Below are 25,645 nucleotides of genomic sequence, written 5' to 3'. Positions count from 1 at the left end.
TATCTTTTTTATTTCATATAAATCATAATCTTAAATTACATTCAAAAGTCCAATTTACTTAAATTGGGCTTTTTTGTTGATTCTTCATGTTCCACGCCCTTTATTAAATTATTGATCCAAAGAACTTCTTAGTTAAACTTAAGATAGAACGCCTTCAAAGAAATCCCCTCCCATCATAGCCACACACCTCAAAATTTTATACAATATGCCTTCCCTTCATCTGGTGCTTTTTTATGACCGCTTGGACTGCTCACGTCACTGTTGCAACAGTGGTTGAAAAAGATGGTAAATATCTGTTTGTAGAAGAACAAACAGAAGGTGTCATGCACACCGTTTTTAATCAACCTGCAGGTCATGTTGAAGCTGGTGAAACCCTTATTCAAGCCGCGGTTCGTGAAACCATGGAAGAAACAGGTCACCAAGTTGAAGTCACAGATTTATTGGGTATATATACCTATACCCCACCTATGTTTCCAGATCGTACCTATTACCGCTTCTGTTTTTTAGCAAAATCAACACATTATTTTGCCAATGCAACATTAGATACAGGTATCGTAGGTACAGTTTGGATGAGCCTAGATGAGCTGTTAGAAACGGCACGCGCGCGTAGCCCATTGGTCATCAAAGCCATTCAAGATGCCCAATCAGGACAAAAATTTCCTTTATCGCTCGTTTATGAGCACCAAAACTCTCCCTTAATTTCAAATTTGGATGCCTAATCCTATGCAACAACGTGTCATCGTCGGTATGTCAGGTGGTGTAGACTCATCTGTCTCTGCGGCTTTATTACTTCAACAAGGATATCAAGTTGAAGGTCTTTTCATGAAAAACTGGGAAGAAGATGACGGCACAGAATACTGCACGGCTATGGATGATCTTGCAGATGCGCAAGCCGTATGTGATCGTATCGGTATCAAATTACATACAGCCAACTTCGCAATGGAATATTGGGATCGTGTATTTGAGCACTTCTTGGCTGAATATGCTGCGGGGCGCACCCCAAACCCAGATATTTTATGTAATAAAGAAATTAAGTTCCGTGCATTCCTCGATCATGCCATGAAATTAGGTGCTGACTTCATCGCAACAGGACACTATGCTCGTCGCGGTGAAACCATGACCAACTCTAAAGGTGAGCAATATGCGCCTTTACTCCGTGGCGTGGATAACAACAAAGACCAAACTTATTTCCTACATGCCGTTCATGGTCGTGAAATTAACAAAACCTTGTTCCCTGTCGGTGAAATTGAAAAGCCTCAAGTTCGTAAAATTGCTGAAGATTTAGATCTTGCAACAGCGAAGAAAAAAGACTCTACAGGTATCTGTTTTATTGGTGAACGCCGATTTAATGACTTCTTGAAGCAATATTTACCTGCTCAACCGGGTAAAATTGTCCTTGAAGATGGTAAAGAGGTTGGTGATCATCACGGCTTAATGTACTATACGCTCGGTCAACGTGGTGGTATTGGTATCGGTGGAATGAAAGGCGCTGAAGAAGGTGCTTGGTTCGTATTACACAAAGATATCGAAGGCAATCGTTTAGTTGTTGGCCAAGGTCATGAGCATCCCCTCATGCAAAGTACCATGTTATGGTCTGAAGCGATTGATTGGGTTGCAGGTGAGCAAGAGATTCCAGAAAATGGTTTCCGTTGCACAGCGAAAACTCGCTATCGACAACCTGATCAAGCATGTGTCTTATTTAATGACCCAAATGCACCGCAAGGTGTACGTGTAGAATTTGATGAACCTCAACGTGCTGTTACGCCAGGACAAAGCGTTGTGTTTTACGCGGATGAAGTTTGTTTAGGTGGCGGTGTGATTCATCATACCAATGCGCCTAAACCTGATTTTATTTAAAGGAATTTTCAGGCATGACAGAGTTACCGTTCCAGCAGCTTCAGACTCTGAATGATCGTCAAAACAGAGCTTTGGCTTTGGCAGCAGTATTTCAATCGACTCAGCTGACACATATGACAGCCATTGCAGGTCGACAAAATATTGGTGAAAACGGTAACTTCTATTTAGAACAATTAATTAAGGCGAGTTTAAATATTCGCCCTACTTCCAATAAGAATTGTCAAACCTTAGATTTTTTTAACCAGCTTGCAGATATTTCTCTGGGATTGAAAACTTTAGAAAGTAGCATCACCCAACCATTCAATACTGCACCAAAATCAAGAATACCTAAATTTGCCAATGCAAAACTTCCAATGTCCTATGCGATGGCATTATTACATTTAGAAAAGAAAGTATATAGCAACCCAAAATTCGTTGAAATTATTGAAAAATCACAAGAAAAAATACTAAAACAACTCTCCTTTTTTGATCATAATTATCTACATCCAAGTATTCTTGCAAACCTTGCTCAAACCTATGTCGAAACTGCAGGACAGATTAATCCTCGCATTATGGTGAAAGGCAATGCAGAAGCTTTTAAGGATTCTTCGCACACCAATCGTATTCGTGCTTCATTGTTTACAGGTTTACAGATGGCGCATTTATGGCGTCAGTCAGGTGGAAGTTCATGGAGCATGATCTTCACCAAACGCAAGTTACTGAAAGATATTCAAGATCTCGCTCGTTTACAGTTTCAGGTGGTTTAACCTGATGTATATCGAGTTCTGTTTTACGTTTCATTCCAAAGTTTAAGGAATTGCTATGAACGCTTTAACCGCACTTTCTCCATTAGATGGTCGCTATGCAAGCAAATGTGATGCTTTGCGCCCTTTCCTCTCTGAGTTTGGTTTAATCCATGCTCGTGTGACTGTTGAAGTGCGCTGGTTACAAGCACTTGCAAATCGCCCAGAAATTACTGAAGTGCCAGCTTTTTCTAACGAAACAAATGCAGCTTTAGATGCAATCGTTGCAAATTTCTCTGAAGACGATGCTAACCGTATCAAAGAAATCGAACGCACAACCAACCACGATGTAAAAGCGGTTGAATATTTCTTAAAAGAGAAAATTGCAAACATTGATGAACTTAAAAATGCGGGTGAATTCATTCACTTTGCTTGTACATCTGAAGACATCAACAACTTGTCTCATGCACTCATGCTGAAAAGCGGTCGTGAAGTACTAGCTACGTCTATGCAACAAATCGTGGACTCAATTGTTGCACTTGCAGAAAAACACGCTGATCAACCAATGTTGTCTCGTACACATGGTCAAACTGCAAGCCCAACAACATTGGGGAAAGAAATGGCAAACGTGGCATACCGTCTTGCACGCCAAATCAAACAATTCAACAATGTTGAGCTTCTAGGTAAAATCAATGGTGCAGTAGGTAACTATAATGCTCACCTTTCTGCTTACCCTGAAATTAACTGGCCTGCTCACTCGCAAGCATTTGTTGAATCTTTAGGTCTCACGTTTAACCCGTATACAACTCAAATTGAGCCACACGACTACATGGCTGAATTGTTTGATGCGCTTCGCCGTTTTAACACAATCCTTATCGATTTCAACCGTGATGTTTGGGGTTATATCTCTCTTGGTTTCTTCAAACAAAAATTAAAAGAAGGTGAAGTTGGTTCTTCAACAATGCCACACAAAGTGAACCCAATCGACTTTGAAAACTCTGAAGGTAACTTGGGTATTGCTAATGCAGTCCTTGCTCACCTTGGTGAAAAGCTTCCAATTTCTCGCTGGCAGCGTGACTTAACTGACTCTACTGTTCTTCGTAACATGGGCGTTGGTTTTGCACAAAGCTTGATCGCATTTGAAGCTTGCTTGAAAGGTGTGGGCAAACTTGAATTGAATGCCGACCGTATTCTTGAAGACTTAGACAACGCTCAAGAAGTTCTTGCTGAACCAATTCAAACAGTAATGCGTCGTTATAACGTTGAAAAACCATACGAAAAACTTAAAGCCCTTACTCGTGGTCAAGCAATGACTCGCGAAATGATGGTGAATTTTGTGAATGGTAACGAATTAGAAGCTGTTCCTGCAGCAGATCGTGCGCGTCTTGCTGAAATGACACCTGCATCTTATACAGGTAATGCTGCTGAGCAAGCGAAACAAATTAAAGATTTGATTGCTAAAATCTAAATAGTATTGAATAAAAAAGCGAAGCTTAGGCTTCGCTTTTTTTGTATGAGACTCATCAAATGTTTCAATAAAAATCATGCTTCATCAGGACAGTAACGTATAAAGTCAGTTCTGAGCTTTTCTAATTCATCACCAGTTAAAACATCGCTATAGTAAATATAATGAGTCACTTGAGCATATTGAATGTCATGCCTAAACATCATTCCTCGGAGTGATACTGAGATCTCTTCAGGAAAGTCATCCAAAGTAAGCTCTTCAAACTCATAATGAAAATATGCATTTTGCTGTGCAAGAAAAGCAGCTGAAACCGTCATAATAAAAACTCAAACTAAATCATATTCTAACTGATCATCCTGATTGCAATGAGCTATTGATATAAACAACTATTTATAAAAATAATGCGATCTGCAGCTTATTCTCAGGATTGATCCATTACAATCATATGAAGAAATTAATCAAATCAACATATAACAAAATGCACTACAAAAAATTTACTCCTAAACACCACCTCGTATTCTTCATTTTCATAATGGTGCTGATCTTGGCAAGTATAAAGCCTCTTGAATATGCTTCTTATAGCTTACATCAACTTGGCACAGCTTTAATGCTGGTGTTTTTGATCTATATACAAAAGAAAGTTGGTTTGAGTTTTATCGCATTTTCTCTCTATATTGGATTTCTGATCATTCATATTCTTGGGGCACACTATTTATATTCGTATGTTCCCTATAATGAATGGTTGATGCACAACTTCGGCATAGATTTAAATGCACAGATGGGTTGGGAGCGAAATATGTATGATCGCTTGGTCCATTTTACCTATGGTCTACTTCTCTATCCTTTTTTCCATAGGATCATTCAATTCTATTTACCCCAGTTATCTGAACGAGTACTTTTTCTTATTGTTGTTCAGTTTGTCATGGTCACCAGTCTCATTTACGAATGGATTGAATGGTTGATTGCAATTAATCTTTCCCCTGAGGCAGCAGAAAATTATAATGGTCAACAAGGTGATATTTGGGATGCCCATAAAGATATGTTGTTCGCAACACTTGGGTCCATGATCACAGGAATAGTGATGTTATATCGAAAATTAGACTCTCGAACATACAAATGATAAATCATAAAAAAAAACCAATCATTAGATTGGCTTTTTTTATTTCATCAAATTTAAAGTTTAGGATCACGTAGTTGCACTAAGTTCGCATTAGTTTTGACTAAAGTGTCCATAACTTTATTCATCACAGCAGGAATCAAACTGTCCGCGATTTGTGCCGCTTGCAGTCCTAATTTCTCACCTAAGGTAGGTTTACGGCGAGTTTGAATTAAGTAAACATCATGTACTGTCAATAAACTTAATAAATACTCATCCGAGGTTTGAAGCTTATCAACCAAATTCAAATCTAATGAATCTTGACCGTACCAATGTTCACCTGTTGCTACTTTTTCAACATTTAACTGTGGACGATATTTTTCAACAAAATGCTTGAACAATGCATGCGTTTGTTGCAACTCTTCTTCAAACTTTGCTTTACCCTCTTCCGTATTTTCGCCAAACATGGTCACGGTACGTTTATATTGACCCGCAGTATAAAGCTCAAAATCAACATTATGTTCTTTGAGTAAACGATTAAAATTAGGCACTTGAGCAACAACGCCAATTGAACCAATCACTGCAAATGGAGCAGAAATAATTTCGTTACCGATACATGCCATCATGTATCCACCACTTGCTGCGACTTTATCAACACAAATGGTTAGATGAAAACCAGCATCGCGCAGACGCACCAGTTGAGCAGCCGCAAGTCCATAACCATGTACCATCCCACCTGGACTTTCCAAACGAACTACGACACGATCACGCCCTGCTTTAGCAGTCGCCAAAATTAAAGTAATTTCTTCACGAAGATTCTCTACAGCTGAAGCTGCCATGTCACCTTTAAAATCAATTACATATACTTTCTGATTATTCTTTTTACGCGTACGTGCTTCTTTTGAAAACTGCTGAGACAACTGCAGAAGTTCAAGTTTAGATGCAGTACTTTGCGCAATTTTTTTTCGTTGTTCATTAATACGCGCATTTAAGTGAGTGACTCGAATTTCGGCAGGAAGTTTCGGCAAATGAAATAACATATAAATTCACATCTCTATAATTCATCTTTATGAGGATAACATGAGGTCAAAATAGACAAATTTCAATAGCTTTATTGAAATGTTCTGCCAATCATAGGATCAATTTGATCAACAATCAGCATAAAAAGTAGATACATTATGCATACTATCTCGATAAAAAATTATCGAACCGATGAGCATCCACGCATCATCTCATGCTTGATATCTATCTTTATAATCAATTAGAGAGTCTTATAATGATTTGAGATTGAAAAAACTTGAAATATACTAAAAAATAATATTAAAAATCAATGCTTTAATAATAATTATTTTACTTCTTAAACTTTTCTGAAATGCATTTTCAATGCGCCAAATTATGTCGTGTCAGCATATATTTTTCACTATTTTTTTGGCATGATGGTTCCATACAGTAATGATGAATAATGATAAATGACTCAAATGCGTTGGCTGGAACTGTTATCAACAGTTCGATTTGGTAGTTCAAAACAAAATACAGAACAAGCACGTAGCCCCTTCCATAAAGATTACGATCGTATTATTTTTTCTCAGAGTTTTAGGCAACTTAACCGTAAAACTCAAGTTCACCCCCTGACTCAACATGATGGCATTCACACGCGTCTAACACATTCCCTTGAAGTTTCTTGCATCGGACGCTCTTTGGGAATGCTGGCAGCTGAAAAAATTCGTGATGTGTTACCTATGTGGATCTCTCCTGCAGATGTCGGTGCAATTATTCAAGCAGCTTGTCTTGCACACGATATTGGTAATCCCCCTTTTGGTCATGCAGGTGAATATGCGATTCGAGAATGGTTTGATGATGCATCACATGGCGATTTTTTATCGAGTTTAACCCCTGAACAGCAGGCCGATGTTCGCCAGTTTGAGGGCAATGCTCAAGGTCTTCGTCTACTCACGAAAATTGACTATCACCCTAATGACGGTGGAATGCGCCTCACTTACGCAACCTTAGGAGCTTACTTAAAGTACCCATGGCTTTCTAAAACCATCGACTCTCAGGGAAATACGCCTGCCAGTAAACGAGCTAAATTTGGTTGCTATCAATCTGAAAAAGAAATTTTGCAACAAATTGGTCACCAATTAGGTCTTATACAATATGATGAATATCATTTCTGTCGCCATCCACTCACCTATTTACTCGAAGCTGCGGATGATATTTGTTATGCCCTGATCGATTTAGAAGATGGCATTATTCTTAACATGCTCAGCTATGAGCAAGTCGAACCTATTTTTTTAAATCTGCTCGGTGACTATGGCACACCTGCTGAACTTGCAATGCCATACACCACGTGGCAACAAAAGATTGCAGCATTACGTGGTCGTGTGATGAAACGCTTGGTTGATGAAGTCACTTCCGCTTTTGCTAAACATCATTTTGAAATTTTGTCAGGACAGCTTAAAGGTAGTTTGCTCCAATATTGCTCGCCCGATATCGAAGCAGGAATTGATTGTGCAAAGAATTTAGCGCGGGAGAAAATCTTTGAGCACCCTCAAAAATCTGGTTTAGAAATCATTGCACATCAAAGCTTACAGCACATACTAGATGCATTTATTCCGCTTACGACACCCAATAAAATTCATAACTTTAAGGAAGGACGTTTACTGTCTATTATCTCAGGCTTAGGTGTTCGTTTTAGTGATGATCACTATGACAATATCATGCAAGTCTTAGATGTGATCTCAAAATTTTCAGATCATCAGGCTTATCATTTGGCACAGGAACTTCAAGGGAATAAAGTTGGATTTTTATAAAACTTAAATTTAGTGTTCAGGAAAAGAGCATAAAGTGTTTTTTGATTTTGCGTTCTGAAGCAATGAACACTACTATGCTGACATAGTGAATTTAACATCGACAAATAAGTGAAATAATTGAATGATTGGATGTCTTATTGGTGAAGTGCTTGCTTTAGAAGCACCAACAGTTTTATTGAATGTAAATGGTGTTGGCTATGAGGTTGATACACCTCTTTCAACATTTTGCCAATTACAGAAAGGACAAAAAGTCACATTGTGGACGCATTTGGCTGTACGTGAAGATGCCCAATTACTGTATGGATTTTCCAACGCACAAGAAAAAAGTATTTTCCGCACTTTACTTAAAGTGAACGGCGTTGGTCCCAAAATGGCATTGGGTATTCTCTCAACACTCAGCGTAGACATGCTCATTCATACCGTTGAACATGAAGATGTAAACACTTTAGTCAAAGTTCCAGGTGTTGGTAAAAAGACTGCAGAGCGTTTGATGATTGAACTTCGAGATCGCTTTAAAGCGCTTGCAGCTCAGCCATCTACATCAAACTCTACAACAGCGCAAATTCAGTTTACGGGTAACTCTGCTGTCGCTGAGGCTGAAGCTGCTTTACAGTCATTAGGTTACAAGCCACTAGAAGCACAAAAGTTAGTCAATACCGTTAAAAGTGACTTCACTGAGGCATCCGATATTATCCGTGCTGCTTTAAAATCGATGAATAAATAAGATCTCATATTATGCAAGACCGTATTATCAGTGGTTCTGAAAAACCAGAAGATCATTTTGATCGTGCCATTCGACCAACATCATTAGATGATTATATTGGTCAGCCTGTTGTGCGTGAGCAGATGGAAATTTTCATTGGTGCAGCTCGTGGACGTGGTGAAGCTTTAGACCATACCTTGATTTTTGGTCCTCCGGGTTTAGGTAAAACCACACTTGCCAATATTATCGCGCGTGAAATGGGTGGCAATCTCAAATCCACCTCAGGTCCTGTGTTAGAGCGCGCTGGTGATTTGGCAGCAATGCTCACTAACTTAGAAGAAGGTGACGTTTTATTTATTGATGAGATTCACCGTCTCTCTCCAGTGATCGAGGAAATCCTTTATCCTGCAATGGAAGATTACCAACTGGATATTATGATTGGTGAAGGCCCTGCTGCGCGTTCAATTAAGTTAGATTTACCGCCATTCACTTTAGTCGCTGCGACTACTCGTGCCGGTTTATTGACCTCTCCGCTTCGAGATCGTTTTGGTATCGTCCAGCGATTAGAGTTTTATTCAGTTGAAGATTTGACCCATATCGTGACTCGTTCTGCAAATCTGATGGATGTTCCAATCACTGAAGCTGGTTCGAAGGAAGTGGCTCGTCGTTCTCGTGGTACGCCTCGTATCGCAAACCGTTTACTGCGTCGTGTACGTGACTATGCTCAAGTGAAAGGTACAGGTGAGGTCACACAAGAAATGGCGCAACGTGCGCTTGATATGTTGAATGTGGACAAGGATGGTTTAGATACACTCGACCGCCGTTATTTATCCATGTTATTAGAACGTTTTGATGGTGGTCCTGCAGGTGTTGAAGCTCTAGCAGCGGCAATGGCAGAAGATTCAGGCACGCTGGAAGATGTGATTGAACCTTACTTGATTCAGCAAGGTTATGTGATGCGTACCGCACGTGGTCGTATTGCAACAAATCAGGCGTATTTGCAGTTTGGGATGACACCACCTGAACCGAAAGAGAAGTGATTTATAAAAAGCAGCTTAGGCTGCTTTTTTTAATTCGGCTTTAATTAATTTGCTAATCTGTCTACTTAACTCATTTAGCAGCAAGTAAATTGTAATATTATCTTCACCTAAATTCTTTTTAAGCTCACTTCCTATATTTTGAAATTCCCTATGTTCTAACAGATCACTAAGTGTTATGTCCTCTTTTTTCAACCATGACTCTGATTTAGGCTCATCTAATAAAATTTCTAAATATCTCCATAATAAGTTAAAAAACAGTCTATTTTTTACTTCTAAATTGGTGATTGAACGTCCTTTATTCAATAAAAATAACTCTAAGACATGATAATCTTGTAAAACTTGATTTGAGATATCTCTTAACTCTTGATATATCTGCCCCACATGTGTAGTTCGATCCAATTTTTCCTTTTCACTAATAGAACCGTAAAATACCCCAAAGTCTCTTAGTTTTATAATAAGATTTGCTTGTCCACTAATGAATTTCGAAGCATATTGAATAAAATTTTGAGTTATAACTTGTTTGTTTTTAAATACTAATTCTTTTTCAAAATGATCTTTTTGACTCTCTATTAACTCTCTGTTCGCTTTTATCTGTTGCTTTGTGGACATATATACAATGAATGCTGTCACGATAAATGATAATCCAGTAATCCAAATCGCTGTCGTATCAGTTGAATGTTTTATATCGAGTGGAATTTTCTTTGTTTCAGGGTCAACCTGAATTTGTGTCATTAATAACGGCTGCTGTGGAACAGTCCACGGCAGTTGAATCATGACATCTTGATTATGCTTTAGTTCTTCTTCAACACTCATTAACTCCCCCACAACTATTAAAATAATTATTTAAAATGAATAGTTTACAAATAATAACAACTTTAAATCTATGGATAAAGCATTAAAAATCAATGCTTCATGGTCACTATACTTTTCATGTATTTCGATATACCTGTTAAGTTTTGCAACCATCAGAAGTGAATGAGAAGCTCATAAAACTTTAGGATTTTTAGGACATTGAGTTCATGATATCACTTAGGCTAATTTCTGCTTGTACTATCTTGTCCCTTTCTTCAACCTTGAGTTTTGCAGATTGGGTTGATGACGGTGTGAACGCGGTTGAACAACATACCATCAAATTAAGACAGCACATTCACCAACATCCCGAACTCGGCAATATGGAATTTAAAACCTCGGCTCTGGTTCAAAAAGAATTAAAAAAATATGGAATTGAAGTCCGCACAGGCTATGCCAAAACAGGTGTAATCGGAATTCTTAAAGGTGCAAAACCTGGCCCAGTGATGGCATTACGTGCAGATATGGATGCATTACCTATCGAGGAAAAAACAGGACTTTCTTTTGCGAGTAAAGCAAAGGCAACCTATCAAGGTAAAGAAACGCCAGTGATGCATGCCTGTGGACATGATGCTCACACAGCAATGTTACTCGGCGCTGCAAAAGTGCTTTCGGAAAATAAAGATAAAATTGCAGGTACTGTTGTGTTTGTCTTCCAACCAGCTGAAGAAGGTGGAGCAGATATTGATAACTTTAGCCATGGCGATCAAATTGGTTCACGTAAGATGATTGCAGATGGGGCTTTAAAAAATCCTAAGCCTGAAGTGATCTTCGGTATGCATGTTATGGCGGGTATGCCAAGTGGTCATATTTTTTATAAAGATGGCACTATTTTAAACAGTGCAGATCATTTGCGCATTCAGGTCAGTGGAAAACAAGTTCATGGTTCTATGCCATGGCTTGGACGCGATCCCAAAATGATTAGTAATATGCAGAGTTTGATCAGCCGTCGTGCAGATTTAACCAAAGGTATGGGGGCAATCAGTATTGGTAGTATCCAAGGTGGAACGGTAGGAAATGTGATACCAGAGCAAGTCAATATGGTTGGCACGATTCGATCAAATAATGAAGAGGTCCGCCAGAATATTCTCAAGGATTTACCGAAATTGATCGAACATAATGCTCATGCAAATGACGTAAAAGCCAAAGTAGAAATTGCCGCTTATGCCCCCGTCACCACGAACGACAAAACGCTAACTCAACTCATCGCGCCATCACTTGCGAAAGTTCACGGTGAAGATAAATTACATGTGCTCGAGAACAATGCGAGTGCAAGTGAAGACTTTGCCTATTATGGTCAACTTATGCCTTCATTGTTCATTTTCATTGGTGCAACACCTCAAGATCAAGAGATGAGTAAGGCTACACCCAATCATAACCCTCAATTTATTGTAGATGATGCGACATTAAAAAACTGGCGTTGAAAGCCACATTCGTTTTGTGATGGACTATCCGACTATTGCACAACAAGTTCAACAAGATTGGAATAACAAATCTTAAGCATCATAAAAAAATCCTCCTTGATGGAGGATTTTTTATTTGAAAAATTTATTTCTGCTCGATGAATTCTTTGAAATCTGCTTTACGAATCATCGCATGGATGCCTTTTGTTTTATCTACAACTTGAGAAACTTCAAAATCAGTCGCAGCGCTGAGATAAGCATATGCAATTTCTTCACTTATGCCATATTCATTTACTAAGAAATTGATTGCTTCACGCGTAGATTTACGCATTGCTTCATCCAAATCTTCATCTAAGCCAGGTGTAATCCAAAATTGATCATTTTCACCTAATGGCTGAGAAAGTTGATTACCTGGAATATGATCTTTACCCGCTTTTAACACACTAATTTTAAACGTTGCACGCGCTGAACCTTCTAAAGCAGTTAATGCAACCTCACCATCGCCTTGAACGAAATGACTATCACCTGCGTAGAATAATGCACCTGGAACTTGAACAGGATAATAAGCGGTTGCCCCAGCAGTTAAATCATTAATATCAATATTTCCACCATAAAAAGAGGGTGGAACTGAGTGAACAGGTTCGCTGGTATTTGGTGCAACACCCATTGTTTCCATAAACGGATTTAATGGAAAACGAATCGCTTTACCAGATTCTGTTTGAATCACCCCCTCCCATACACCCTCTTTATTTTGAGCAATGGGTGTAAATACTGAAACATTGCCATAAGTATCTGGATTTTCTGGCGAAGCATGATCATGTTTTTGTCGTTTAGGGAATTCAGGCAATGTACCTTTACCATGGCGGTTCGAAATAACACCATAAGGAACACGTGGTTCTATTTTCAATATTTCAACTTTAAGCACGTCTCCCAGCATTGCACCTTCAACGTAGATCGGACCAGTGATAATGTGTGGGTCATCTTTATGGAAATCATGCTTTAAATTAGAGCGAGTGATCAATTTCGCTTCATCTAAAATGTGCTCTTTTTTAACACCTTTAGATGTAAAGTATTTTTCAGCATCACGCCCTTGATCCTCTAATAAACCTTCATGTGACACTGTATCAAAAGTCACATGACTCCCCGATGGAACCGTTAAAACTGGCTTAGCATCTTTATCGGTAGATAACCCCATTGAATAGTATTGAGTGTACTTGGAATATAATAGTGTCCAGTATATTCCCTTTTTTTTAGTAAAGTTAGCTTGCTTTAAATCTGTTTTAAAATTTTAAAATCTTCAGCCGAACTAAAAGTCGAAAAACTTAATATTGATGTAGCAATCGAAATCGATAAAGCTAACTTTTTTAACATGCACTCAAATCCAACTATAAATTTCATGTGAATTTATTTAAGCAATCCCTATGCCAAACATGATTAAAATTCAATTAGATCTACATTTTCATTTTAAAATATTTCGCCCAATCTACAGCTATTTTTGAAATCTTGTGCCATTGGTCTGTAAAAATGGAGTGCTAAACTTCAAGCCTTTCAAACATTGTATAAATCAGCGTTTCGCATTCTTTGTCAAGAATGTTGCAAAACACTGGACTATTTAAAGTAATGGAACACCTGTATGGCGAACAAATTTGAATTTCAAATCCGAGTGTATATTGAAGATACAGATGCAGGAGGCATTGTTTATCATGCCAATCATATTCGCTTTATGGAACGCGCACGTACAGAATGGTTACGTGCTTCAGGGATTTCACATTACTGGCATCAAAAAGATTACAACTTTGTCGTGCATAAATTAGCGCTTAAATATTCACGTCCAATATTAATGGATGACTTAATTACTGTTACAGCAAGTGTAGTTTCGTGTAAAGCAACGTCTTTTGTATTGCAACAAAATATTTATCGTGGTGAAATCATGCTAGCTTCAGGGGAAGTAGAATTGGCGTGTATTAGCGCTGAAATGAAACCGCTGAGAATTCCAAATGAAATCCGTGATCTAATCGAAAAAGAATTAGCCCACGCATAAAAATATGATTGGCACATGTAACTATGGCAACACAACTCGAATCTTCACTTCACGTCACAGATTTAATTCTTCAAGCGAGTCCAGTCGTACAACTGGTCATGCTGGTGTTGGTACTAGCTTCACTCTTTAGCTGGTACCTTATTGCCAAGTTACATATGACGTTTAAGAAAGCTCGCCAAGGTGATGATCATTTTCAGAAGATTTTTTGGTCTGGTGCAGAACTCAACACTTTATATAACAATGCTCAACTCAACTCTAAGCGTGAAGGCTTGGAAGATGTTTTTTATCTTGGTTTTGCAGAGTTTCTCAAACTTAAAAAAACCAAAGCTGAAACAGCACAAGTCATTGATGGCACAGAGCGTATTCTTGGGGTGGGTTTAAGCCGAGATCAGAGCCGTATGGAACAAGGCCTCAGTGCACTTGCCAGTATTGGTTCAGTTGCGCCCTATGTTGGTTTATTTGGTACAGTTTGGGGCATTATGAATGCTTTTATCGGCTTAGCCCAAGTCGATCAAGTGACGCTAGCAACTGTCGCACCAGGTATCGCGGAAGCCCTCATTGCGACTGCTATTGGTTTATTTGCTGCGATTCCTGCAGTACTTGCATTCAACCACTATACGGCCAAAAGTGAAGAAATTTACTCAGATCGTTCCTTGTTTGCTGAAGAAATGGTGGCGCTTTTACAACGTCGTTCTGTGGGTTCTACACAGGAAGCTGAATAAATGGCCGTTCGTCGCTCAGGGCGTTTCCAACGCATTAAAAAGCCACTTAACAGTGACATGAATGTAGTTCCTTATATTGACGTCATGTTAGTACTTTTGGTGATTTTTATGGTGACTGCACCAATGATCACAAGTGGCATAAAAGTTGATTTACCTGAAGCAAACAGTGTACCGATTGAATCTAAGGATGCACCAGCTATGGTGACTTTAGATCAACAAGGACAATACTTTTTAGAATACAAGGGTAGCCAACCAAGTCCACTGAGCTTGCAGGAATTACAACAGACACTCCGTGATGCACAACAAACTGCTGAACGTGAGAATAAACAATTTAGTGTCGTCATTAATGGTCATAACACTCGACCTTATGGTGAGGTGATGACGCTCATGTCTAACTTACAAGATGCAGGGATCAATCAAGTTGGCTTGCTGACCAAACCGATTCAATAAGCTATGAAAGAATCTAACTCTCGCTTTTCAAAAGAAAAGAAAATTGCAATCGGATTCACTGTTGCGGTCCATGTGATTGCGATCACAGGCTTATTGTTTCTTGGATTGACTCAACCTCCTGAGCCAACTAAAACTGTTAAAACAGTTTTAGTGAAACCTGAGGATCTAGTACCACCTGAACCCACGCCATTGGTTGAATCTGATCATTCAGATACAGCGCACCAGAACGTTCAAGAAAATGTTCAACAGACCAATGAGCCGATTCAAAATGCACCAGTGATTCCTGTTGCACCTGCTGTACCTCCTCCAGCTCAACCAAAAGTTGAAGAGCCAAAATCCGACCTTAAAGCTGAGCAAGCGGCTGCGGTTAAAGCTCAACAAGAAGCCGAACGTAAAGCAGCGGCTGAAGCACAACATCAAGCAACTCAAGAAGCGAATCGTAAAGCTAAAGCTGAGGCAACTCAAGCCAAAGCTAAGCAAGAAGCTGATCGGAAAGCTAAGGCGGAGGCCGATGCTAAAGCCAAACAAGAAGCCGACCGGAAAGCTAAAGCTGCTGCTGAAGTCAAAGCAAAACAAGATGCTGATCGTAAAGCTAAGGCGGAGGCCGATGCTAAAGCCAAACAAGAAGCCGACCGGAAAGCTAAAGCTGCTGCTGAAGTCAAAGCAAAACAAGATGCTGATCGTAAAGCTAAGGCTGCAGCTGATGCCAAAGCTAAACAAGAGGCTGATGCGAAAGCTCGTCAGGAAGCACAAAGAAAAGCAGATGCTGAAGCCAAAGAACGTGCCGAAGCTGAAGCTCGAGAATCTGCCGCTGAAAAAGCTAGACAAGAAGCAGCCAACAAAAAAGCTGAATCTAAACGCATCGCTTCTTCAGCAAAAAGAGACTTTGAGCAAAAAATTAAAGGTGCTTGGAGAATGCCAATAGGCTCTTCAGGTCAAAAAGCGACAGCACGCGTGACATTATCTGACAGTGGTTCTGTGACTTCAGTCATCGTCAATGCATCAGATCCAGATGTCAAAGCCAGTGTCGAACAGGCTGTTCGTGCAGCAGCACCATATCCGATGCCATCCGATCCTGATGCAAGGCGTGAAGCTCGTAGTTTCACTTCTTCATTCACCGTGAAATAATAAAAAACCTTTCGATTCGTCGAAAGGTTTTTTCATGAATTGCGGATAATTACACGCTTTATATAGATTCGGTACGGAGCTATATGCTAAAAAGCTAGAATATTCGAAAAATTAGTATCTTGAGTACGTGACCTCTCATGAAAATGATCTCAAAACATCTTCTCGGTTTAGCAATTTTGGCAGCATTTAGCCCTGCTCTTATTACGACCTCTTATGCACAGCTTCATCTTGAAATTGCTAAAGCACCTGAAGAAGCACCAAAAATTTCTATCGTGCCATTCGTAGGTGATCAACGCTTATACCCTGTTGTAGAGCAAGATTTAAACCGTTCAGGTCGCTTTACCAGTTCATCTAAAAATTTACCTGCAACAGCAACCATCAATCAAGCCAATGGTGCTGCTTGGCAATCTGCAGGCGTACCTTATGTTGTGAATGGTGAAGTTAAAACCAATCCTGATGGTTCATTGGCTGTTCATTACCAACTCTATGATGTCCAAAAACAACAATATTTGCTCAATGAACTATTAACTGTACCACCATCGCGCATTCGATCTGCAGCACATATGATCAGTGATGCGATTTACCAAGCATTAACAGGTATTCCTGGTGACTTTAGTGGTCGCATCGCTTATGTTTTGCGAAATCCTGCGACTCCTGATAATCGCTACACTTTACAAATCGCAGATACGGACGGCGAACAACCACGCACTGTATTGAGTTCGCGCGATCCAATTTTATCCCCTGCTTGGACGCCTGATGGCAAAAAAATCGCTTATGTTTCATTCGAAACCAAACGTCCAGCGATCTATGTTCAAGATTTAGCGACTGGACAACGTGAAAAATTAGCTGGCTTCCGTGGCTTAAACGGTGCGCCAAGTTTTTCCCCTGATGGTAAAAGCATGTTGTTCACTGCTTCAATGCATGACAACCCTGAAATTTATCAAATGGATTTAAATACGCGCCAAGTGAAGCGTATGACAAATAATACAGCAATTGATACAGAAGCTCGCTATACCCCAGATGGTAAAGGTTTTATCTTTACCTCAGACCGTGGTGGTTCAGCACAGATCTATCATTACACGTTTGCTGATGGTTCAACAAAACGTTTGACTTTCCGCGGAGCATTCAACGCACGTGGAAGTTTAAGTGCCGATGGTAAATATGTTGCTTTAGTACATCGCCCTTCAGGTAGCAACTATAAGGTAGCAATTCAGGAAATCTCCACTGGGATCACGAACATATTAACGCCAACCAGTTTAGATGAATCACCAAGCTTTTCACCAAATGGTCAAATGGTCGTATATGCGACACGTGAAGGCAGCCGTGGATTGTTATCGATTATGTCTACAGACGGCCGCTTCCGCATGAATTTACCTAGCGAGCAAGGTGAAGTTCGTGAACCTGCTTGGGCACCTAAATAATCGAATTTAATCTTTCAAGGAGATGAACATGAACGCGATTAAAACGTTTGCTCTTCCACTCATTGCTGTAAGTTTAGTAATGACGGGTTGCGCAAGCCGTAAACCAGCAACTACAGATACCACTACGATGACACCACCATCAACGTCCACCTCTGTAAATACGACTGGTCTCAGTGAAGATGCAGCATTAAATGCTCAAAACTTAACGGGTGCTTCTGCTAAAGGGGTAACTGAAGCCAATAAAGCTTTCTTGGCTAAACGTGTTGTTCACTTTGATTATGACAGCAGTGAGCTATCTACTGAGGACTATCAAACCCTCCAAGCACATGCACAATTTTTATTGGCAAATGCAAACTCTAAAATCGCATTAACTGGTCATACCGATGAACGTGGAACGCGTGAATATAATATGGCTTTGGGTGAGCGACGCGCCAAAGCAGTTGAAAGTTATTTGGTTACAAATGGTGTAAATCCAAACCAACTCGAAGCTGTGAGTTATGGTAAAGAAATGCCAATTAATACAGGTAACAATGAAGCTGCATGGAAAGAAAACCGTCGTGTAGAACTCAATTATGAAGCAGTGCCACCACTTCTTCGCTAATGAATGCAAAAAAAGCGCTCAATTCGAGCGCTTTTTTTATATCAGGTTTAAGACCTTTGCGAGTCTGGCATGGGCACTTGCATAGACTCAATCATGTCATGCTTATTAAACTCTTTATATTCAGGTTTAGCTTCGTACTGTTTCCATGCTTCCTTGGAACTCTCTGAACTAATTTCGTTTAAGTCGATTGCCTCACCTGGCGTTGGAGTTGCTTCAAACTTTTGAATGCTCATTTTAAAGCTCCTTTTAAAATCATTCTCCTATCAACATACCATGTTCTAAAACTCTGGCAAGTGCAAAATCACCACAAATAACGCATGATAATTTCTATTTTGCACTGAACTCATCTAAAATAGCCCAAGATCCAAATTTTATTCTTTTAAAGCTTTTAGGAGCGTCCTTGTAATGTCATACCTCACCTTGTCACAATATCTTGCACAACAACAAGGAAATCTAACGCCTGAACTCTCTAATGTGATTGAAACAATTGCTGAAACGTGTAAAACCATCGATTCAGCATTGCAAAAGGGTGCCTTAGCGGGTGTGTTAGGTAGTGCTGGTAATGAAAACGTACAAGGTGAAGCGCAAAAAAAATTAGATGTTATTTCAAATGACTATTTAATTGATGCGCTAAAAAACAACGAAAATGTAGGCGGTTTAGCTTCTGAAGAACTCGATGAGTTTACCCCAGCACAAGAGAACGGTAAGTATTTAGTTTTATTCGATCCACTAGATGGCTCAAGTAATATCGATATCAATATGTGTGTTGGCACCATCTTCTCTATCTTGCCTGCCAAAAATTCAGTAACACAAGCAGAAGATTTCCTTCAAGCAGGCACTGAACAAGTCGCAGCTGGTTATGTGTTATATGGCCCATCAACTATGATGGCATTAACCGTTGGTGCAGGTACTGTTTTCTTTACATTTGATCCAGAGTCAAAAACATTCCTGTTGACGACTGAAAATATCCAAGTGGATGTCGATACAAAAGAATACGCCATTAATGCTTCAAACCAACGTCATTGGGAAGAACCTATTCAACGCTATATTGGTGAGCTACAAGCGGGTAAAACATCTGTACGTGAAAAAGATTTTAACATGCGTTGGGTTGCCTGCATGGTCGGTGATATCCACCGTATTCTTTGCCGTAGTGGGATCTTCTTATATCCTTACGATACCAAAGATCCTAAAAAAGCTGGTCGTTTACGTCTTATGTATGAAGCAAATCCAATGAGTATGCTCATGGAACAAGCAGGCGGTGCTTCGACAACAGGTCGCGTGCGTATTATGGAAATCCAACCAACTGAACTTCACCAACGTGTACCAGTCGTCATTGGTTCAAAAAATGAAGTTGAGCTTGTTACTGCTTATCATCAATAATTTACAATTGAGAGCCTATTGATTTAGGCTCTCATGGAAGTCAAACTGAATGGCCATTATCTTTTTAGAATCTAAAGACAACCCGAAAATTAAACATTTACGTGGTTTAATTGATCAAAATAGTTACCGTAAAAAGCAAGGCCAAACTGTTCTAGAAGGCACACATTTGTGCTTAGCTTGGTTAGAAAAAAATCGTAAATTGAATTCGATTTTTACCACTGAAAAAGCAATGGAACACGCCGATTTTGACGAAATCGCACAACACTATACAGGTTCAGTGTTTGTTATTAGTGAATCACTCTATAAAGACATTAGCACGCTAGGAACCACCTTAGCATGTTTAGCGATTGTAGATTTACCAACTCAACGTGATGCTCTAGATTATACTCAAGACACTTTAATTCTTGAAAATGTTCAAGATCCAGGCAATGTGGGTACATTACTTCGTTCAGCTGCGGCTGCAGGTATTGAACAAATTGTTTGCACCAAAGGTTCAGCATCTTTGTGGTCTCCTCGCGTATTACGAGCAGGAATGGGTGCGCACTTTTCATTAAAAACCTATGAAAACGTTGCGCTTGAAGATGTGCTGTATCAATTCAAAATTCCCGTGTATGTCACGAGCTCACATGAATCAGAAAGTTTATATGCAAAAGACTTAACTCAAGCTTGCGTATGGGTACTGGGCAATGAAGGTCAAGGCGTTTCGGAATATGCCCTAGCGCATGCTTCAGCAATTACCATTCCCCAACCGGGTGGTCAAGAATCATTAAACGTTGCAGTTGCCGGATCGATTTGTTTCTTTGAAATGGTACGCCAACGGATATGATTCGTTAAAATATATTAACGGAATCACTGAAAATAAAAAAATCTATTAAACTGCTAAAAAATAGTTGCTTAGATTGTCAACCTACCATTATGTTTTGACGTTATATAAGTAACGATTAGAAAATAATGGTGGGTACCCAATGACGGGATTTTCCATCTCTATGGATTTAGCACCAAAAAAAGTCAAGCCTGAAGATTCGAGTGTTCTTTTGAATACGGCTGAACAACGTCTTAAATATTTTATGCAAGACGTCACTGGGCGTGCATTGGTGATGATGGAAAGCGCAACTCAAGGACACAATGGCATTGCTATGGATTTAGTCCAAGAAGCTTTTATATCTTTGCATAAATCATATGCTGATAAATCCACTGCAGAGTGGTATCCCCTTTTCTATACCATTTTAAATAACAAACTTCAGGATTGGCGTCGTAAAGAATCTCGACGGGCTTTTCCATTCTCGTTATTTAAAAAAAATAACCACGATGAAGATGATGACGAAACCATCAATATTGTGGATGAATCAACACCTAATCCGCTGCAATTTCTTGCACAAGAGATGGCTGTTGAGGAGATTCAAAATGCAATTTCTAAGTTACCTGTTCGCCAACAACAAGCATTTATGTTGAGAGCATGGGAAGGGTTTGATACACAAACCACAGCCGAAATCATGAATTGTTCAGAAGGCAGTGTAAAGACCCATTACCATCGAGCTATACAGGGCTTAAGATCTGCTTTGTCTCACTTAAACCCAAATGACGGGGGATCATCGGATGAATCATGATGAATTTACGAAACAAGTGACTGAAAAATTGAATGTACTGGCATCACAACATCGCAATAAAGCGGTCGTGATGGAGCATGTACTCGATGAGATTAAAGACAAACCGTTATTTTCTCAGTTGATGACTTGGAAAGTTACTGGTTTTGCATTAGCAGCCGCGATCACAGGATTTGTGGTACTTCCAAATGCATTTGATTTGGAAGAAGCTCCAAGCCCACAACAAGTGATTGTCACCCCTAAACTTTCTCCGCAAATGATGGAAGATCTAGAAATGTTATCTGTTTTTGGTGAGGATAAATCAGCTCATGGCAGCTAAAGGCTTAGCGATTGCACTCTGCACATTAGGTTTTTTACAAACCAGTTTTGCAGGCTATGAACGTTTTTGGATCTTCTCGAAAGACAATAATTCTGAACTTAATGAATCTTGGGAATCGCTTTCTGAAGATGAACAAAAAGCACTGATTAAACGCTATCAAAATTTGAAAGAAATTCCTGAAGAGCAAAGTGTTGTTCTACAACAAAGAATGGATTGGTTTACTAAACTGCCTGAACAAGAAAAAATACAAATGCGCGAAACTTGGCAACAGATGAGCTCAAGTGAACGAAATGATTTGCGTAAAAAAATGATGAACGCGACGACTGCCGAGCAGCGCAAAGAAATACGCGAAACTTATTTAAATAAATATATGCAACAAACCACGATGAAACAATAAACTTTAAAGCCTCCACAAGAGGCTTTATTTTTTAGTTAAAGATATATGCCCTCTCGTTCAGGCTGATAGAGCACTTTATCAATTTTCACTTTCATTGTTTGCCCATCAGGCTGAGGCCATTCAATTTCTTGTCCTTCCGCCAAACCTAGGATTGCTGCACCAATAGGTGCAATCACATTAACCTGCCCCCTTTCACCTTTAAAGTCATGGGGATATACCAGCACTATCTCTGTAGATTCAGTGGACGGTGCAACCGTTATCAGTACTCTAGCATTCATCGTCACTACATTGGCAGGGATATCTTTAGGCTGTACGACTTCAGCACGAGCCAACTCATTTTCTAAATGCTCCATCGTTGGAGTTACCTGCTTCTGATGTTCCAACATGGTTTCTAAACGATTTAAATCTTGCTCAGAAATAATAATATTTGGATGGCTCATTTTCTGCTCCAATTCAAATGTATAGAGACAATTGAATAATTAATAGATACATCAGTTATATCAGAACTATCCAAAAATGACAGATTTGACATTCCAACATTCAATAAAAAAGCCCCCTTGAGGGGGCTTTTCTCAAGTCGAAGATTATTTTGCGTAAACTGGGAATTTAGCGCATACAGTCTCAACTTTAGCTTTCACAGCGTTGATGACAGTTTCATCACCTTTAGAATCTAAGATATCCGCGATCCAACCTGCAAGTTCACGTACTTCTGCTTCACCGAAACCACGAGTTGTTACAGCTGGAGTACCGATACGGATACCAGAAGTTACGAATGGAGAACGTGGATCGTTTGGCACAGAGTTTTTGTTCACAGTGATGTGAGCCGCACCTAACCAAGCATCAGCATCTTTACCAGTAATGTCTTGTTTGATGAGAGACAACAAGAACAAGTGGTTTTTAGTTCCACCTGAAACAACATCATAACCGCGTTCGATTAACACTTCAGCCATTGCTTGCGCGTTTTTCACAACTTGTTGTTGATATGCTTTGTATTCAGGAGCCATTGCTTCTTTGAAGCAGATTGCTTTAGCCGCTACAGCATGAACTAAAGGACCACCTTGGTTACCTGGGAATACAGCAGATTGAAGTTTTTTCTCAATCTCTTCGTTTGCTTTCGCAAGGATTAAACCAGAACGTGGGCCACGAAGTGTTTTGTGAGTCGTCGTAGTAGTTACGTCAGCAATTTGAACTGGGCTTGGATAAACACCAGCAGCAACAAGACCAGCAACGTGAGCCATATCAACGAATAGATAAGCGCCTACTTTGTCCGCGATTTCACGGAAACGCTGCCAATCAACGATTTGGCTATAAGCAGAGAAACCTGCAACAATCATACGTGGCTTGTGTTCTACAGCTAAACGCTCTACTTCATCGTAATCGATTTCACCCGTTTCTGGATTTAAACCGTATTGGATCGCATTATATGTTTTACCAGAGAAGCTAACTTTAGCACCGTGAGTCAAATGACCACCGTGAGCTAAGCTCATACCTAAAACAGTATCGCCTGGGTTAAGAAGCGCTAGATAAACTGCAGAGTTTGCTTGAGAACCAGCATGAGGCTGAACGTTCGCGTAATCAGCACCAAAGAGTTCTTTAGCACGGTCAATTGCCAATTGTTCAATCACGTCTACATATTCACAACCGCCATAGTAGCGTTTGCCTGGGTAGCCTTCTGCATATTTGTTAGTGAGTTTTGAACCTTGAGCTTCCATTACTGCTGGAGAGCAATAGTTTTCTGAAGCGATTAACTCAATATGAGCTTCCTGACGAGCATCTTCACTCGTAATAGCTTGAGCTAATTCTGGATCAAAGTCAGCAATAGAGATATTGGCAAACATTAGCGAGGTCCTATTAATGTAGGGCTTTTAAGCCGTGCTAAGATTGGCGCGTATTGTAACATGAACTTGTTAAATTTCGAGAATGAAGTTTAAACAGTTTGCAATTAAATTTGATTAATTCTTGTGTGTTCAATCTATTACTATTAAAAACAAATATCTGAATTATGACTATTCTTTTTAAATTTATTCATTTTTGAAAATTATTTTTAACAATCTACAGTCTAAACTTGCAGCGTCAATATCATAGAAAATGAAATTTCTTTAAATGAGCACCTTATCTAAATAATTCCCATAATTCGTTCAATTCAGCATAATTTATACAATTCATTGACTTTATTACTGTGAGCTCAGATTTGAAAATGTTAAATTAATTACATCTTTATCATTTACTTGGACATTTGCATGCAAGTCATTATCTTGGATACTGAAACCCATACATTAAATGGTTTGCCCATAGAAATTGCATATGCTCCTATTCAGATTGAACAAGGCAAATTAAGTCTTGATCGCGAACAAATCTTTGACCAACTATATAGCATTGGTGACGAAAAAATTTCCTATGCTGCAATGGCGGTTCATCATATTCTTGAAAGCGATTTAGTAGATCAACCCAACTTCGGAACTTTCGAGTTACCTCAAGAAACGACGTATATTATTGGTCATAATATTGATTATGATATTCGAGCTATTCAGCAATGCGGCGTTGAAACAAGTCATATTAAAGCCATCTGTACACTCGCTCTTTCTCGACTAGTTTGGCCTCATGCAGAAGCACACAACATTTCTGCTTTAATTTATATGATTAGTAAAGGCAGTAGCAAAGCCAGAGAGATGTTAAAAGGTGCCCATCGAGCTGACGCAGATATTATTTTGACTGCAAATATCTTAATGCACATTATTCATCATTTGGGTATTCAAAACATTGAAGAACTCTATGAAGTATCTGAAGATGCACGTATTCCACGTACAATTAACTTCGGTAAACATCGTGGGACAGCCATTGTAGATCTTCCAAGTGATTATGTTTCATGGTTACTAAGACAAGAAGACTTGGATCCCTATTTGAAAAAAGCCTTAGAAAAAACTTTAATTGATACGCTTTAAGCAATATTTCAAGACTCTCACTTTGAACCTAAAGCTCAAAGTGAGAAATTAACTATTTTTTTTAATACTTTTAAACGATTAAACTAAAATTTACACCAATAATTAAAATAATATAATCACATGATAATCAAATATTTTTTATTATTTTTATTCATTCAACACTGCCCACCTCATCCGCTATTAGACTAAGGCGAAGTAGAACATCTTTGTCATAAATATATTAATACGATCATACAACAACGGTATAAATAGGTGCCTTATGTCTAAACTCAGCCAAATTCTAGAATTTGATCCTTTAGATAATCCTATGTATCTTAAAAAAGTCGGAAATTGGGTACTCACCTTCTTGCATGCCCATGACCAGGTGGAGAAAATCCAGCTCGCCATTACCAATGTTATTCCGCGTCAAGCAGATGGCTCGTTGCAGCCTCGACGTATTATCATTGAGCAAGCTGGTCAAGAACATCAATGGCAAATCAATCATATAGAATGCTTTGATAGCCTTGAAAATAAAGAAGTCCTGCTCAATGCTTCAGAACAAACGGGTGGATCGATCATTCAAGAACTGCTCAGTGAATTTCGAAAATATGATGTTGAGGTCATGTTTAAAGCATAATTCCGATATGAAAAAGCCCTCTTTACGCGGGCTTTATGTTGGAAGGCTAGTGTTAGATTTATTGTTCAACTGAACTCAA

The 25,645-nt window shown here is 39.2% G+C and carries 27 protein-coding genes and 2 pseudogenes; 22 read left to right on the top strand and 7 right to left on the bottom strand.

Annotation, left to right across the window (positions count from 1 at the left end; genetic code table 11):
• Positions 1-233 precede the first annotated feature (233 nt).
• Genes BMW42_RS01155 through purB form a run of 4 tightly spaced genes read left to right on the top strand, consistent with a single transcriptional unit; the run spans position 234 to position 4,047 of the window.
• Positions 234-719 (top strand): NUDIX hydrolase, encoded by a 486-nt coding sequence (locus BMW42_RS01155; protein WP_092766085.1) that lies wholly within the window; start codon positions 234-236, stop codon positions 717-719.
• Positions 720-723: 4 nt separating this feature from the next.
• A complete protein-coding gene (gene mnmA, locus BMW42_RS01150) occupies positions 724-1,857 on the top strand; it encodes a tRNA 2-thiouridine(34) synthase MnmA (protein ID WP_092766260.1) in 1,134 nt (377 codons plus the stop codon).
• 14 nt (positions 1,858-1,871) lie between these two features.
• Entirely contained in the window at positions 1,872-2,603 is a 732-nt protein-coding gene (hflD, locus tag BMW42_RS01145) for a high frequency lysogenization protein HflD (RefSeq protein WP_092766084.1), read from the top strand.
• Positions 2,604-2,658: 55 nt separating this feature from the next.
• Complete coding sequence (gene purB, locus BMW42_RS01140) at positions 2,659-4,047, top strand: adenylosuccinate lyase (protein ID WP_092766083.1); 1,389 nt, start codon at positions 2,659-2,661, stop codon at positions 4,045-4,047.
• A 74-nt stretch (positions 4,048-4,121) separates the two neighbouring features.
• Here the strand turns inward: purB and BMW42_RS01135 are convergent, their stop codons facing one another.
• Positions 4,122-4,361, bottom strand: coding sequence for a hypothetical protein (locus BMW42_RS01135; protein ID WP_092766082.1), 240 nt, complete (start codon positions 4,359-4,361; stop codon positions 4,122-4,124).
• Between the two features lie 161 nt (positions 4,362-4,522).
• Between BMW42_RS01135 and BMW42_RS01130 the strand changes: the two genes are divergently transcribed.
• Positions 4,523-5,164, top strand: coding sequence for a DUF2238 domain-containing protein (locus tag BMW42_RS01130; protein WP_092766259.1), 642 nt, complete (start codon positions 4,523-4,525; stop codon positions 5,162-5,164).
• A gap of 53 nt (positions 5,165-5,217) precedes the next feature.
• Here the strand turns inward: BMW42_RS01130 and sohB are convergent, their stop codons facing one another.
• Positions 5,218-6,180, bottom strand: coding sequence for a protease SohB (gene sohB / locus BMW42_RS01125; protein WP_092766081.1), 963 nt, complete (start codon positions 6,178-6,180; stop codon positions 5,218-5,220).
• A gap of 429 nt (positions 6,181-6,609) precedes the next feature.
• Between sohB and BMW42_RS01120 the strand changes: the two genes are divergently transcribed.
• The 3 genes from BMW42_RS01120 (at position 6,610) to ruvB (ending at position 9,693) form a co-directional block, all read left to right on the top strand.
• Positions 6,610-7,950: a deoxyguanosinetriphosphate triphosphohydrolase gene (locus tag BMW42_RS01120; RefSeq protein WP_092766080.1), complete on the top strand. Its 1,341-nt coding sequence runs from the start codon at positions 6,610-6,612 to the stop codon at positions 7,948-7,950.
• Positions 7,951-8,071: 121 nt separating this feature from the next.
• Positions 8,072-8,674: a Holliday junction branch migration protein RuvA gene (ruvA, locus tag BMW42_RS01115; protein ID WP_092766079.1), complete on the top strand. Its 603-nt coding sequence runs from the start codon at positions 8,072-8,074 to the stop codon at positions 8,672-8,674.
• Positions 8,675-8,685: 11 nt separating this feature from the next.
• Positions 8,686-9,693, top strand: coding sequence for a Holliday junction branch migration DNA helicase RuvB (gene ruvB / locus BMW42_RS01110; RefSeq protein WP_035265728.1), 1,008 nt, complete (start codon positions 8,686-8,688; stop codon positions 9,691-9,693).
• Positions 9,694-9,708: 15 nt separating this feature from the next.
• Here ruvB and BMW42_RS01105 read toward each other — a convergent pair whose 3' ends face one another.
• Positions 9,709-10,506 carry a hypothetical protein gene (locus BMW42_RS01105; protein WP_092766078.1) on the bottom strand — a complete coding sequence of 266 codons (798 nt, stop codon included), beginning with the start codon at positions 10,504-10,506 and terminating at the stop codon, positions 9,709-9,711.
• 206 nt (positions 10,507-10,712) lie between these two features.
• On the opposite strand from BMW42_RS01105, the pseudogene BMW42_RS01100 reads away from it, so the two are divergent.
• A pseudogene (locus tag BMW42_RS01100) lies at positions 10,713-12,042 on the top strand (amidohydrolase).
• Between the two features lie 48 nt (positions 12,043-12,090).
• On the opposite strand, the pseudogene BMW42_RS01095 reads toward BMW42_RS01100, so the two are convergent.
• Positions 12,091-13,316: pseudogene (locus BMW42_RS01095) on the bottom strand (acetamidase/formamidase family protein).
• Positions 13,317-13,578: 262 nt separating this feature from the next.
• Between BMW42_RS01095 and ybgC the strand changes: the two are divergent.
• From ybgC to pal, 6 genes are all read left to right on the top strand, one after another.
• The gene (gene ybgC, locus BMW42_RS01090; RefSeq protein ID WP_035265725.1) at positions 13,579-13,986 is read left to right on the top strand and encodes a tol-pal system-associated acyl-CoA thioesterase; all 408 of its coding nucleotides are present in this window, start codon (positions 13,579-13,581) and stop codon (positions 13,984-13,986) included.
• A 23-nt stretch (positions 13,987-14,009) separates the two neighbouring features.
• Positions 14,010-14,708: a protein TolQ gene (tolQ, locus tag BMW42_RS01085; protein WP_092766077.1), complete on the top strand. Its 699-nt coding sequence runs from the start codon at positions 14,010-14,012 to the stop codon at positions 14,706-14,708.
• Positions 14,709-15,158: a protein TolR gene (gene tolR / locus BMW42_RS01080; protein WP_092766076.1), complete on the top strand. Its 450-nt coding sequence runs from the start codon at positions 14,709-14,711 to the stop codon at positions 15,156-15,158.
• 3 nt (positions 15,159-15,161) lie between these two features.
• Positions 15,162-16,286 carry a cell envelope integrity protein TolA gene (tolA, locus tag BMW42_RS01075; RefSeq protein ID WP_092766075.1) on the top strand — a complete coding sequence of 375 codons (1,125 nt, stop codon included), beginning with the start codon at positions 15,162-15,164 and terminating at the stop codon, positions 16,284-16,286.
• Positions 16,287-16,423: 137 nt separating this feature from the next.
• Positions 16,424-17,707 (top strand): Tol-Pal system beta propeller repeat protein TolB, encoded by a 1,284-nt coding sequence (tolB, locus tag BMW42_RS01070; RefSeq protein WP_092766074.1) that lies wholly within the window; start codon positions 16,424-16,426, stop codon positions 17,705-17,707.
• A gap of 28 nt (positions 17,708-17,735) precedes the next feature.
• Positions 17,736-18,308: a peptidoglycan-associated lipoprotein Pal gene (pal, locus tag BMW42_RS01065; RefSeq protein WP_035265718.1), complete on the top strand. Its 573-nt coding sequence runs from the start codon at positions 17,736-17,738 to the stop codon at positions 18,306-18,308.
• 47 nt (positions 18,309-18,355) lie between these two features.
• On the opposite strand, the gene BMW42_RS01060 is transcribed toward pal, so the two are convergent.
• Positions 18,356-18,541 carry an NF038105 family protein gene (locus tag BMW42_RS01060; protein ID WP_035265716.1) on the bottom strand — a complete coding sequence of 62 codons (186 nt, stop codon included), beginning with the start codon at positions 18,539-18,541 and terminating at the stop codon, positions 18,356-18,358.
• Between the two features lie 172 nt (positions 18,542-18,713).
• Between BMW42_RS01060 and BMW42_RS01055 the strand changes: the two genes are divergently transcribed.
• The 5 genes from BMW42_RS01055 to BMW42_RS01035 all read left to right on the top strand — a co-directional run bounded on the left by BMW42_RS01055 (position 18,714) and on the right by BMW42_RS01035 (position 22,008).
• Positions 18,714-19,688: a class 1 fructose-bisphosphatase gene (locus tag BMW42_RS01055; protein WP_092766073.1), complete on the top strand. Its 975-nt coding sequence runs from the start codon at positions 18,714-18,716 to the stop codon at positions 19,686-19,688.
• A gap of 49 nt (positions 19,689-19,737) precedes the next feature.
• Positions 19,738-20,514, top strand: coding sequence for a TrmH family RNA methyltransferase (locus tag BMW42_RS01050; RefSeq protein WP_092766072.1), 777 nt, complete (start codon positions 19,738-19,740; stop codon positions 20,512-20,514).
• Positions 20,515-20,674: 160 nt separating this feature from the next.
• Positions 20,675-21,295, top strand: a complete 621-nt coding sequence (locus tag BMW42_RS01045) for an RNA polymerase sigma factor (RefSeq protein WP_171260669.1) — start codon at positions 20,675-20,677, stop codon at positions 21,293-21,295.
• Entirely contained in the window at positions 21,285-21,611 is a 327-nt protein-coding gene (locus BMW42_RS01040; protein WP_092766070.1) for a hypothetical protein, read from the top strand. The genes BMW42_RS01045 and BMW42_RS01040 overlap by 11 nt, the downstream gene beginning before the upstream one ends.
• Entirely contained in the window at positions 21,601-22,008 is a 408-nt protein-coding gene (locus BMW42_RS01035) for a DUF3106 domain-containing protein (protein ID WP_092766069.1), read from the top strand. The genes BMW42_RS01040 and BMW42_RS01035 overlap by 11 nt, the downstream gene beginning before the upstream one ends.
• Positions 22,009-22,043: 35 nt before the next feature.
• Here BMW42_RS01035 and rnk read toward each other — a convergent pair whose 3' ends face one another.
• Both rnk and glyA read right to left on the bottom strand, forming a co-directional pair.
• Positions 22,044-22,448 (bottom strand): nucleoside diphosphate kinase regulator, encoded by a 405-nt coding sequence (gene rnk, locus BMW42_RS01030; protein WP_035265705.1) that lies wholly within the window; start codon positions 22,446-22,448, stop codon positions 22,044-22,046.
• A 144-nt stretch (positions 22,449-22,592) separates the two neighbouring features.
• Positions 22,593-23,846 (bottom strand): serine hydroxymethyltransferase, encoded by a 1,254-nt coding sequence (gene glyA / locus BMW42_RS01025; protein ID WP_092766068.1) that lies wholly within the window; start codon positions 23,844-23,846, stop codon positions 22,593-22,595.
• 402 nt (positions 23,847-24,248) lie between these two features.
• Between glyA and BMW42_RS01020 the strand changes: the two genes are divergently transcribed.
• Together BMW42_RS01020 and BMW42_RS01015 are read left to right on the top strand one after the other, a co-directional pair.
• Positions 24,249-24,950: a putative quorum-sensing-regulated virulence factor gene (locus BMW42_RS01020; protein WP_092766067.1), complete on the top strand. Its 702-nt coding sequence runs from the start codon at positions 24,249-24,251 to the stop codon at positions 24,948-24,950.
• 259 nt (positions 24,951-25,209) lie between these two features.
• The gene (locus BMW42_RS01015) at positions 25,210-25,566 is read left to right on the top strand and encodes a hypothetical protein (RefSeq protein WP_092766066.1); all 357 of its coding nucleotides are present in this window, start codon (positions 25,210-25,212) and stop codon (positions 25,564-25,566) included.
• Positions 25,567-25,645 lie beyond the last annotated feature (79 nt).

Origin of the sequence: Acinetobacter sp. DSM 11652 (assembly GCF_900109815.1) — a bacterium.
In the GTDB taxonomy this organism is placed as follows: Bacteria; Pseudomonadota; Gammaproteobacteria; order Pseudomonadales; family Moraxellaceae; genus Acinetobacter.
The sequence above is the reverse complement of the archived record's forward strand: the minus strand, read 5'-3'. Positions and strand labels throughout refer to the sequence as shown.

Bases quoted from the DNA above. Each gene is read 5' to 3' on its own strand.
- BMW42_RS01155 (WP_092766085.1), top strand. From the start codon at position 234: ATGACCGCTTGGACTGCTCACGTCACTGTTGCAACAGTGGTTGAAAAA.
- mnmA (WP_092766260.1), top strand. From the start codon at position 724: ATGCAACAACGTGTCATCGTCGGTATGTCAGGTGGTGTAGACTCATCT.
- hflD (WP_092766084.1), top strand. From the start codon at position 1,872: ATGACAGAGTTACCGTTCCAGCAGCTTCAGACTCTGAATGATCGTCAA.
- purB (WP_092766083.1), top strand. From the start codon at position 2,659: ATGAACGCTTTAACCGCACTTTCTCCATTAGATGGTCGCTATGCAAGC.
- BMW42_RS01135 (WP_092766082.1), bottom strand. From the start codon at position 4,361: ATGACGGTTTCAGCTGCTTTTCTTGCACAGCAAAATGCATATTTTCAT.
- BMW42_RS01130 (WP_092766259.1), top strand. From the start codon at position 4,523: ATGCACTACAAAAAATTTACTCCTAAACACCACCTCGTATTCTTCATT.
- sohB (WP_092766081.1), bottom strand. From the start codon at position 6,180: ATGTTATTTCATTTGCCGAAACTTCCTGCCGAAATTCGAGTCACTCAC.
- BMW42_RS01120 (WP_092766080.1), top strand. From the start codon at position 6,610: ATGACTCAAATGCGTTGGCTGGAACTGTTATCAACAGTTCGATTTGGT.
- ruvA (WP_092766079.1), top strand. From the start codon at position 8,072: ATGATTGGATGTCTTATTGGTGAAGTGCTTGCTTTAGAAGCACCAACA.
- ruvB (WP_035265728.1), top strand. From the start codon at position 8,686: ATGCAAGACCGTATTATCAGTGGTTCTGAAAAACCAGAAGATCATTTT.
- BMW42_RS01105 (WP_092766078.1), bottom strand. From the start codon at position 10,506: ATGAGTGTTGAAGAAGAACTAAAGCATAATCAAGATGTCATGATTCAA.
- ybgC (WP_035265725.1), top strand. From the start codon at position 13,579: ATGGCGAACAAATTTGAATTTCAAATCCGAGTGTATATTGAAGATACA.
- tolQ (WP_092766077.1), top strand. From the start codon at position 14,010: ATGGCAACACAACTCGAATCTTCACTTCACGTCACAGATTTAATTCTT.
- tolR (WP_092766076.1), top strand. From the start codon at position 14,709: ATGGCCGTTCGTCGCTCAGGGCGTTTCCAACGCATTAAAAAGCCACTT.
- tolA (WP_092766075.1), top strand. From the start codon at position 15,162: ATGAAAGAATCTAACTCTCGCTTTTCAAAAGAAAAGAAAATTGCAATC.
- tolB (WP_092766074.1), top strand. From the start codon at position 16,424: ATGAAAATGATCTCAAAACATCTTCTCGGTTTAGCAATTTTGGCAGCA.
- pal (WP_035265718.1), top strand. From the start codon at position 17,736: ATGAACGCGATTAAAACGTTTGCTCTTCCACTCATTGCTGTAAGTTTA.
- BMW42_RS01060 (WP_035265716.1), bottom strand. From the start codon at position 18,541: ATGAGCATTCAAAAGTTTGAAGCAACTCCAACGCCAGGTGAGGCAATC.
- BMW42_RS01055 (WP_092766073.1), top strand. From the start codon at position 18,714: ATGTCATACCTCACCTTGTCACAATATCTTGCACAACAACAAGGAAAT.
- BMW42_RS01050 (WP_092766072.1), top strand. From the start codon at position 19,738: ATGGCCATTATCTTTTTAGAATCTAAAGACAACCCGAAAATTAAACAT.
- BMW42_RS01045 (WP_171260669.1), top strand. From the start codon at position 20,675: ATGGATTTAGCACCAAAAAAAGTCAAGCCTGAAGATTCGAGTGTTCTT.
- BMW42_RS01040 (WP_092766070.1), top strand. From the start codon at position 21,285: ATGAATCATGATGAATTTACGAAACAAGTGACTGAAAAATTGAATGTA.
- BMW42_RS01035 (WP_092766069.1), top strand. From the start codon at position 21,601: ATGGCAGCTAAAGGCTTAGCGATTGCACTCTGCACATTAGGTTTTTTA.
- rnk (WP_035265705.1), bottom strand. From the start codon at position 22,448: ATGAGCCATCCAAATATTATTATTTCTGAGCAAGATTTAAATCGTTTA.
- glyA (WP_092766068.1), bottom strand. From the start codon at position 23,846: ATGTTTGCCAATATCTCTATTGCTGACTTTGATCCAGAATTAGCTCAA.
- BMW42_RS01020 (WP_092766067.1), top strand. From the start codon at position 24,249: ATGCAAGTCATTATCTTGGATACTGAAACCCATACATTAAATGGTTTG.
- BMW42_RS01015 (WP_092766066.1), top strand. From the start codon at position 25,210: ATGTCTAAACTCAGCCAAATTCTAGAATTTGATCCTTTAGATAATCCT.